At 43.5% G+C, this 8,635-nt stretch carries 11 protein-coding genes and 1 pseudogene; 2 read left to right on the top strand and 10 right to left on the bottom strand.

Annotated elements, in window-relative coordinates; all coding sequences use genetic code 11:
* Positions 1 to 10: 10 nt before the first annotated feature.
* Together ACFIMU_RS06590 and ACFIMU_RS06595 are read right to left on the bottom strand one after the other, a co-directional pair.
* Entirely contained in the window at positions 11 to 241 is a 231-nt protein-coding gene (locus tag ACFIMU_RS06590) for a hypothetical protein (protein ID WP_375696910.1), read from the bottom strand.
* A complete protein-coding gene (locus ACFIMU_RS06595; RefSeq protein WP_375696911.1) occupies positions 238 to 402 on the bottom strand; it encodes a hypothetical protein in 165 nt (54 codons plus the stop codon). The genes ACFIMU_RS06590 and ACFIMU_RS06595 overlap by 4 nt, the downstream gene beginning before the upstream one ends.
* A 203-nt stretch (positions 403 to 605) precedes the next feature.
* Between ACFIMU_RS06595 and ACFIMU_RS06600 the strand changes: the two are divergent.
* A pseudogene (locus ACFIMU_RS06600) lies at positions 606 to 2,756 on the top strand (toprim domain-containing protein); the annotation flags it as partial.
* A gap of 151 nt (positions 2,757 to 2,907) precedes the next feature.
* Here ACFIMU_RS06600 and ACFIMU_RS06605 read toward each other — a convergent pair.
* The 8 genes from ACFIMU_RS06605 to ACFIMU_RS06640 form a co-directional block, all read right to left on the bottom strand.
* Positions 2,908 to 3,075, bottom strand: a complete 168-nt coding sequence (locus tag ACFIMU_RS06605) for a hypothetical protein (RefSeq protein ID WP_375696912.1) — start codon at positions 3,073 to 3,075, stop codon at positions 2,908 to 2,910.
* A 286-nt stretch (positions 3,076 to 3,361) separates the two neighbouring features.
* The gene (locus ACFIMU_RS06610; RefSeq protein ID WP_375607065.1) at positions 3,362 to 4,063 is read right to left on the bottom strand and encodes a hypothetical protein; all 702 of its coding nucleotides are present in this window, start codon (positions 4,061 to 4,063) and stop codon (positions 3,362 to 3,364) included.
* 24 nt (positions 4,064 to 4,087) lie between these two features.
* Positions 4,088 to 4,624, bottom strand: coding sequence for a hypothetical protein (locus tag ACFIMU_RS06615; protein ID WP_375696913.1), 537 nt, complete (start codon positions 4,622 to 4,624; stop codon positions 4,088 to 4,090).
* Positions 4,597 to 4,800 carry a hypothetical protein gene (locus ACFIMU_RS06620; protein ID WP_375696914.1) on the bottom strand — a complete coding sequence of 68 codons (204 nt, stop codon included), beginning with the start codon at positions 4,798 to 4,800 and terminating at the stop codon, positions 4,597 to 4,599. Before ACFIMU_RS06620 ends, ACFIMU_RS06615 begins: the two co-directional genes overlap by 28 nt.
* Positions 4,787 to 5,191 carry a hypothetical protein gene (locus ACFIMU_RS06625; RefSeq protein WP_375696915.1) on the bottom strand — a complete coding sequence of 135 codons (405 nt, stop codon included), beginning with the start codon at positions 5,189 to 5,191 and terminating at the stop codon, positions 4,787 to 4,789. The genes ACFIMU_RS06620 and ACFIMU_RS06625 overlap by 14 nt, the downstream gene beginning before the upstream one ends.
* A gap of 138 nt (positions 5,192 to 5,329) precedes the next feature.
* Entirely contained in the window at positions 5,330 to 5,452 is a 123-nt protein-coding gene (locus ACFIMU_RS06630; protein WP_375695549.1) for a hypothetical protein, read from the bottom strand.
* Positions 5,453 to 5,458: 6 nt separating this feature from the next.
* Positions 5,459 to 5,590, bottom strand: a complete 132-nt coding sequence (locus tag ACFIMU_RS06635) for a hypothetical protein (RefSeq protein WP_375611635.1) — start codon at positions 5,588 to 5,590, stop codon at positions 5,459 to 5,461.
* Positions 5,587 to 5,739, bottom strand: a complete 153-nt coding sequence (locus tag ACFIMU_RS06640) for a hypothetical protein (RefSeq protein ID WP_375608156.1) — start codon at positions 5,737 to 5,739, stop codon at positions 5,587 to 5,589. The genes ACFIMU_RS06635 and ACFIMU_RS06640 overlap by 4 nt, the downstream gene beginning before the upstream one ends.
* A gap of 141 nt (positions 5,740 to 5,880) precedes the next feature.
* Between ACFIMU_RS06640 and ACFIMU_RS06645 the strand changes: the two genes are divergently transcribed.
* Entirely contained in the window at positions 5,881 to 6,450 is a 570-nt protein-coding gene (locus ACFIMU_RS06645) for a hypothetical protein (protein ID WP_375696916.1), read from the top strand.
* Positions 6,451 to 8,635: the final 2,185 nt, after the last annotated feature.

Consider the following 8,635-nt stretch of genomic DNA (forward strand, 5'->3'; position numbering starts at 1 on the left):
TCAAAAACCTTCAATGAAAAGCAAACTCCTTGGCACTCTCCCTCCCACACAGGCATCCCAACACATGCCCCAACAAGGTATCCCAAAACAGGACTCTAGCATGCACCACCCTCTCACAGACATATCCACCCCACCCTTCTTTCACCCCCTTCCTCCTTTCCGCTTTCCTCCTTTTCTCAAGGTGCCACTTCCCATGCTCTTGGCAAGCAGACATCAACAGAGCAGCTTCAAAAACCTTCAATGAAAAGCAAACTCCTTGGCACTCTCCCTCCCACACAGGCATCCCAACACATGCCCCAACAAGATATCCCAAAACAGGACTCCAAAATGCACCACCCTCTCAGACATCCCCCCACCTTCTTGCATCATCCACCCTACCTGCTTCCAACGCGCCCCTCTCAAAGGGCACCACCTTCCTAAACCCTTGGCAAACAGATACCAACACAGCCATTTCAAAAACTTTCAGGATAGAGCAAGTCCCGCACAAAAAAGGACCGCATAGCACAAAACCTTTCACCATGTGATCGAACAACGAGAACAGTAAAACAGAATTCTCACCTCTCACATCTGAAAAAAACAACAATATATTCACCAGACGAATGACCATGAGCACAATTTTTGAAATCAAACAAAAACTTATCTCACAAGCAGATAGAATAGCAGAAATGCTTCTTCCCCAAGGGCACAAACGAGGCAACAATTGGATTGTAGGCAACACACGTGGTGAGGCAGGTCAAAGTTTATCGATTTGCCTAAGCGGCAGCAAAGCAGGGCTTTGGTATGATTTTGCAGAAGGCATTGGAGGAGATCTTTTAGACCTTTGGTGTGAAGTCAAAGGCATTAGTCTCTCTCAAGCTTTAGAAGAAGCACGCGCGGCTCTCAATCTGACACGCCCCAAACCCTTTATGGCACCCCATCGTTCCTATCGCCGTCCACCGGTCCCTACAGGGCGCCCCCCGCAAAATCTTGTAAAAACCTATCTCCACAAAGAACGCCACATTCCTTTAGAGATTATAAAGCGTTACCGCATAGGAGAAGATGGCGAAAAAATCATTTTTCCCTTTTATAAACCCGATGGCACCCTTGCTTTAGTTAAAGAACGGCTTGCGCAAGCAGGAGCAAAAACAAAACCTACAGCAGCACACTGTGAACCGATTTTGTTTGGCTGGCAAGCCCTTTGCCCTTCAAACCCAACCGCCCCGCAGGCGCCTCAACACGCACCCTCATCAACCCCAACCGCCACGCAGGCGCCTCAACACGCACCCTCAACCAACCCCGCCGCCACGCAGGCGCCTCAACACGCACCCTCAACCAACCCAGCCGCCACGCAGGCACCTCAACACGCACCCTCATCAACCCCAGCCGCTCCACATGCGCCTCAACAGACACCCTCATCAACCCCAGCCGCTCCACATGCGCCTCAGCACGCACCCTCATCAACCCCAACCGCCCCACAGGCACCTCAACACGCCCCCTCATCAACCCCCACCGCCACAAACGCGCTTCAGCAGGCCCCCTTAATGGAGCGCGCACCGTTTCCCCTTCTTTCTTCAACAAACCGTACCATTGTCATCACTGAAGGAGAAATTGATGCACTTTCCTTAGCCGCCTATGGATATCCGGCGGTCTCTGTCCCCTTTGGAGGAGGCAGTGGAGGAAAGCACAATTGGATTGAAAATGAATTTGATCATTTAGAAGCTTTTGAAACAATTTTTTTAGCCACCGATATGGATAAGCCTGGTGAAGAAGCAGCCCGTGAGATTGCCAACAGGCTTGGACGCCACCGTTGCTACCGTGTCCGTTTACCCCTTAAAGATGCCAATGACTGTTTAACCGCAGGGATTGATAGAGCCACCATAAAAGCAGCCTTTTCCTCAGCAAAAAGCTTTGCACCAGAAGGTTTACGGCGCGCCTCAGACTATAAAGACAAAGTCATCGGACTGTTTTGGCCAGAGCCTGAAAAACATCTTGGTTATACGGTTCCCTATCCTAAACTGAAGGACAAAGTGCATTTCCGCCCAGCAGAATTAACGCTATGGAGCGGTGCCAGTGGAGCAGGTAAAAGCCAATTGTTATCAGACTGTATTCCCCATTGGATTGCGCAAAACAGTCGGCTTTGCTTAGCGTCTCTGGAGATGAAAGGAGAACAATCGCTCCGCCGTTTAACCAAACAAACGGGCGGCTTAGAACAGCCTACAAAAGAGACAATTGAACGGATTCTTCATTTTTTAGATGAAGGGCTTATTCTTTATGAGCATGTTGGCAAATCAAGCGTTGACACCTTGCTTGATGTCTTTGACTATTGCCGTGCGCGCTATGGCTGCGATCAATTTATCATCGACAGTTTGATGCGGCTTGGCATTGCCTCTGATGATTATGCAAGACAAGAACAAGCCGTTTATAAAATGGTTGATTGGGCTGTTTTAAACAGTGTGCACATTCACCTTGTCGCCCATGCCCGCAAAAGCGGTCTGGATAAAGATATCCCCAGCACAGAAGACATTAAAGGCGCCTCAGAGATTGGCGCCAATGCCTTTAACATCATCACCATTTGGCGCAATCGACCGTTAGAAGACAAAATCTTTGCCGCCTCTCTCGCACAAGAAAAAGCAGATTTAGCCAAACGCCCCGGCGTTATTATGAATATTGCCAAACAACGTTCTGGTGATTTTGAAGGCAAAATAGGGCTTTGGTTTGATCCCCAAACCTACCGCTATCGCTGTTCTTTTGAACAATCATTCCCTCGACGTTATCTGTAATACCCCACAAACCCCACTCTCTTTAAAAACGCCACCGCCTTCACACGCACACGCCCTGCTCCCATAGAAACAACAGGAAGGATCAATCCACAAATGATGAAAAACACCCAATCCTTCGCGAACCAAAGCCCGCTCAACCCTAGATTCTCTAATCCCAAATGCAAACAAAAAAAGCTCGCTCTAACAACGGCGCCCCCCCTTCAATAACCACAAACAATGCGTCACCACCCCATCTCGCCACCCCCTCATATGCAAAATCAAAAACCACTCCAACAGTGCAGCAAACACCAGCCCCATCAAGGACAATAGTCCCCATGGTATGTCCACATTCTCCATCCCCACAAGAGCTAAAAAAGGACGACTCCTAAAATGCCGTAAAACAGCACTTCCTTCAAAAGGAGGGAAAGACCAAAAATACAATAAAACGCCACCCGCCACCACGGAATATCGAAGCGCTTGGAAACCTTATAAATACACATAACGACAACAATAAAAAGGTAGAAAAACACCAACAACAGCAAAAAAAAACAAATCGTTCGACATCACATACCCCTCACAGCAAGCACATTAAAGATCACACCCATGGAGAAGAAAAACACCCCCTACTTTAAGAACCAAGCCCCTAGAACACGCGCACGCCTTACACCCTGATAAATCAAAGGAGAAAAAAATCCAACAATAAAGGGCAACACCCTCTCATCCGAGAACCAAAGCCAGCTCAACCCTAGATTCTCTGCTCCCAGACGGGTAAAACAAAGGATTGGTGCCAAAATGCAGAAAAACAGCACAAAATTCAAAGCACGCAACAACCTCTGTAACACCGTATCACCTTGCTCGCGTATAAAGAACCCCAAGAGCACTTTCAACAATACAGACAAGAGCAAAACCTTTAAGAATACCGCCCTTATGCTATCCATATCCCTGACACCCACAGCAGCAAACCACAGGATAAAGCCCATCATGCAACAAAACATAACCGCCTTTAAGAACACTTGCCAAGCAACAGGCATACTCTTGACGCCCAAATGCACCAAACCAAGGACAGTTGCAAAAATGCAAGAAAATACCGCCCCCTTCAAGAGCAGCTCTCCGTCAACAGCACGACGGCCCACGCCCACATAAATAAAACCAAGGTAGGTGGCAAGAGCGCCATAAAGCACCACCCATCTCCAAAACATCCACCCTGTAACAGAGCGACGCTTGGCAATCTTATAAATAAAAATCAAGGCAACAGCAAAAAAGCAGAAAAACCCAAAAAAGCAGAAAAACCAAGGCAACAGCAAAAACATCACATTGTTCGACATCAAATACCCCTCACAGAAAGAACATCAAAGATCACGCCGGTGGAAAAGAAAAATGCTCATTTTTTTAAGCCCCCCAACAGTACACGCACACACCATACCCCTCTCCAGAGCAAAAAAAGGAACAAATCCAACACTGCTCACAAACACCCCATCGTTCAAGAACCCCCTATCGTTCAAGAACCAAAGCGTGCTCCAGCCCATATGCTTGGCTCCCACATGTGCCAACCCAACAACAGTGCCAACAACGCCGCCAAACACCAGAAACTTCAATAAAAATACCCCACGCGATATCCATTTACCCCGCACCCTCATAAGTAAAACCAAGGACAGCGCCAACAATGCAACAAATACCGCTCCCATCACTAAAAATTCCCACGATATATCAAAATGCTTCGCTCCCTTATAAGCAAAGCCAAGAACCACTGCAGCAATGGTGCAAAACACCCCCGCCTTCAAAAACACACCCCACGTAAAAGTCCTACGGTCTGCTCCCACCAAAATAAAACAAAGGACAGTTGCAACAATGCAAGAAATCACCCCCCCTGCCAAAACACCTCCCACGGAATAGCCGGTCGCCCCGCATCCTCATAAGAAAAGCCAAGGACCAAGCCAAAAATGCAGCAAAACGCCAGTCCCTTAAAAAATATGTCCCGCGTAATCACCCATACGCCCCGCTCCTTCATCAATAAAAACCAAAGATCATGCCCAAAATGCCGCAAAAGATCAATCCTTTTCAAAGAATGAAATCCTAAACCCAAGACGCCTTGCCCCTCTATAAATAAGAGCAAGGACAAAGCCCAAAAGGACATAAAACACCCACTTGTTTAAGAACCACACCTGAGTCAAGCCCAAATGCTCGGCTTGCGCATAAACAAAATCAGAGACAGCAGCCAAAATGAAGCTCAACAACACCATCTTAAGGAACAACCCCTTCGTTACACCACGCCGCTGCATTACTTCATAACCCAACATAAGGAAAATACCGGGAATGCCATAAAACGCCACAGCTCGTAAAAATATGCCCCACGTCATCCCAAGAGCCTTCATTTCCACATAAACAGCCACAGAGACATAGGCCACAATACAGCTAAACACCAATCCCTTCAAAGACAAAAGCCCGCGCGCCATCACTCACCTCCCCCATCAAGTCACTCAAGAAAAATATCCACCATGCGACAAAACCCCTCTCTTTTCAAGAGCCAAATCATAACAAGATGCTTTACACCTCTATAAATCAGCCCAATGACAAAACCCAAAAGGATACCCTCACGGAATTAAGAACCAAAGCCAGCGCCACCCCATGCGTTCAGCAACCGTATAAACAACATGAGATCCCCGCCAATAACGCCCCCCAAACCCCATCTTCTTAAAAAAATTTCTGCCTTTCATGATCCCTCAAATACCTCCCCACATAAATAGAAATAAAGCTCCCAAGAGGCAGAAAAACATCAACCATGGCAAAAAACCAAATCCTGCGACATCAATCCTCCCCCCCACAGCAATAAAATCAGAAAGAATGCCCATCATGCAACAAAACGCCCATCCTTTAAAGAAGCAGAACCACAAAGAGAACGACACACACCACTCCCACAAAATCCCTCGCACAGCCCCCGCAAAATCCCCGCCCCCGTATAAATCTCTCGTACAAACAAATGACAGCAGCAAAAGAAAACCACCACCCCACACCCTTTTGAAAAACGTCCCCTCACGCAACAAGCAGATATAAAAACCTATTCCTCAACAAGCATACAACAGCACAATCCCGTTTCTTTGCATAAACATGAAAGAATCAAAATTAAAATTTTTAAGGAGATGTTATGAGCCATCAAGAGAAAAAAAACATGCAAACCTGCCCGCTTGATCATCAAAATCAAGGAAAGCACATTGGTCATTTAAAGACGCAAGAAATCCCTGTAGAAACGCGTAATCCTTATTTTAAACCCAATCATCCAGAAAGTTCCAGTAACCCGCGCACGATTAAAGCCATTGCCAATGCACAAAGCCATCCCATTGCCCTTTTATATGCCAAAGGGCATCTCAGCAAAGCCCAATATAAAGCGGCAGAACGTTTTTATTTTTACTGGCGTCAAAGCCAAGCCGATCTCCACATGAGCCTTGACTACACCCGTGAAAAGGTTGCCTGTAGCCAAGGGTACACACACCCCATTGAACGTCAAATAGCAGCCTCCAATCAATTAAAAACCATTAAAGTTCAACTTGGTATTCTTGGCTATTCTCTTCTTGAGCGGGTTATAGGCCACGGACAAGCGATCAAAGAATTAAGTTCTTCAAAACGCAAACAAAACTCCCTTGCCGATCATTTACGAGATTGTTTAGACTTGCTCGCATTTCATTGGGGATATGCAAACCATAAACATTTTGAATAATCTCCCTCGCCATTTTAAGCGGCCTCCCATCCTTCCCGCTCCCTCTATAAGCCCTTTCCCCCACACACGAGCTCAACCATCCAGCAGCTCTCGCCCCTATTTCCATCACCTTGCCCCCACCCAAAAGGACAATACTTCACCCCCCTCACACATACTTAAGATACACCCCGCACTCTTAAAAACAAAAATCCTTCCCCCATATCAATCCTATAATCATGGGGGCTCTTAATGCGTTTTTTATTGAAGAATATTCTCAAAATGCTTGCATGCATCATAATATTTTTAAATATAGTTTAATTAATATCGAGTCTTAAAATAAATATTCAATTGAAAAAAGTATTAAGTTTTAATGCAAAATGACAAAATTTTTTGTAAAAAGTATTTTTTATATTGCTATTTTTTCAATTCTCTGCTAATTATAATGTGTTAGATTCTTTAAGTATGATTTTTTTGTATTTAGTACGGCCTTTTAAATTTATTCTTTTTTGACACGTCCTGCGAGTCAATGTTAAAATTCTCCTGCTTTTTGGTCCTCTGATTGCGACGGAGGACTTTTTTTATGACTGTACTTTTTTGTAACTGTATTGTCTTCAATCACTTCCTTATGAAGCTTTGTGATATTTCTCTATAAGGTCTACCCGCAAAATAGATCATTCTTTTGTCAAATTGACTTGCGTTCCATTCTTAAAGAACAAAGATTCTTAACTCAATCTGATTTACAAACAGCTTGGATACACTTCCCTCTTGGCTTCCATTCCCTCTTGGCTTCTATTCAGGGTTTGCCGCTAAACTCAAGGCGCAACAGAAGATTGCTCTGTCTCAAAGATTCACCACGCCCCTAAAAACACTTAAAACATATCCCAAAAAGCTTGCTTCATATCACCAAACCTTAAAGGATAGTGTTTTACGGTATAAGCTGTTTTACACCATAATAGAATGACTAATATTTGATGATATTCTTTATCGTATCACACCAATAGGCTGATGTATAATCACAATCAATTGTTCTTCAGATTAAAATTAAGAGAGCAGAATATCGCAAGATTCTCTTATTTATGTTGAATCAATCAACACCTTGTCTTTTCCACATTACAAACATAAGAGACATATGAAATAAAGCACTTCAAAGATTTCAAAGATAAAGAATCAAAATGCCTCTTATGAACACGCTCAAGAGCCAAAGGCTGTCATCACATGAGGTGAGAATAGTATGATAGTGCTGGCTTTCCCCTTATGAGAATTTAAAGAAGGGCTTATCCACTTCACAAGAAATTTCTCCATTATCAGATTTACCAATATCCCCAATCACCAATATAATTGTGATGATAAGATCACATAATATTTTTAAACAAGTACGTAAATGCGCTACACAAATATATTCTATTTAGAACATTCTATTTTACGTGAGTCGCGTAAAATCCCATTAAAAAATAAAATCCCCCATTAAAAAATAAAATCCCCCATTAAAAAATAAAATCCCTATGAGAAAAAATCTAAGGCGTGAGAATAAAAACATGAGACAAGTATGATTCCATTCAGCTATTGCTCTTTAACCGTTAAACCGAATAAAAAATAGATTCGGAAAGTATGTTAATTTTCCTAACTTAAGAGATAAACTAAGAATATAGACAACATCTCTCCTAACATTCCCCTTTTTCTAGCATCGCGTAAGAATCAAAAATTATACAACTTATTTTGTCATATTATAACGCACTGTTTTTTTAAGACGGTATTGAAGCAGTTAAAACAATTGAAGTGTTTAGCCAACGCCATTAGCAAAGCTAAAAAAAACAAACTGTTGAAAAGCCGTGCATATCTTGTGTAAACACAAAAAAAACAAGAAAAAGGCACAAAAATATCTCAATTTTTATAAAAATACTCAGCGTCTTTTACGATTGTATTGACGAACAACCCTTATCCCATAATCATCTTAAATATTGAGAATAAAGAATGAATAGCCCTCGCAAATACAGCAACCTATCAATATAAAATATAAAAACAAATTTTTTTGTTATCTCTGTTTCTTATGGAATATGCCTTTCCCTATGAATGTACTTTGGCCTCCAAAGAGTACATTCAATCCATGGAAAGGATGCACTCTAGCCCTTAAAAAGAGTGCATCCTTCCCCTCAAGGGATACCTCCGACCCTCAAAGGAGGCATCCAATCTATGAGGATGCACTCTA

It is taken from the genome of Bartonella sp. AC70YNML (assembly GCF_042196545.1).
In the GTDB taxonomy this organism is placed as follows: domain Bacteria; phylum Pseudomonadota; class Alphaproteobacteria; order Rhizobiales; family Rhizobiaceae; genus Bartonella.

Excerpts from the sequence above, each read along its gene's own strand:
- ACFIMU_RS06605 (WP_375696912.1), bottom strand. The coding sequence starts at position 3,075 with ATGGGGACTATTGTCCTTGATGGGGCTGGTGTTTGCTGCACTGTTGGA.
- ACFIMU_RS06610 (WP_375607065.1), bottom strand. The coding sequence starts at position 4,063 with ATGTCGAACAATGTGATGTTTTTGCTGTTGCCTTGGTTTTTCTGCTTT.
- ACFIMU_RS06625 (WP_375696915.1), bottom strand. The coding sequence starts at position 5,191 with ATGGCGCGCGGGCTTTTGTCTTTGAAGGGATTGGTGTTTAGCTGTATT.
- ACFIMU_RS06630 (WP_375695549.1), bottom strand. The coding sequence starts at position 5,452 with ATGAAAGGCAGAAATTTTTTTAAGAAGATGGGGTTTGGGGGGCGTTAT.
- ACFIMU_RS06635 (WP_375611635.1), bottom strand. The coding sequence starts at position 5,590 with ATGATGGGCATTCTTTCTGATTTTATTGCTGTGGGGGGGAGGATTGAT.
- ACFIMU_RS06645 (WP_375696916.1), top strand. The coding sequence starts at position 5,881 with ATGAGCCATCAAGAGAAAAAAAACATGCAAACCTGCCCGCTTGATCAT.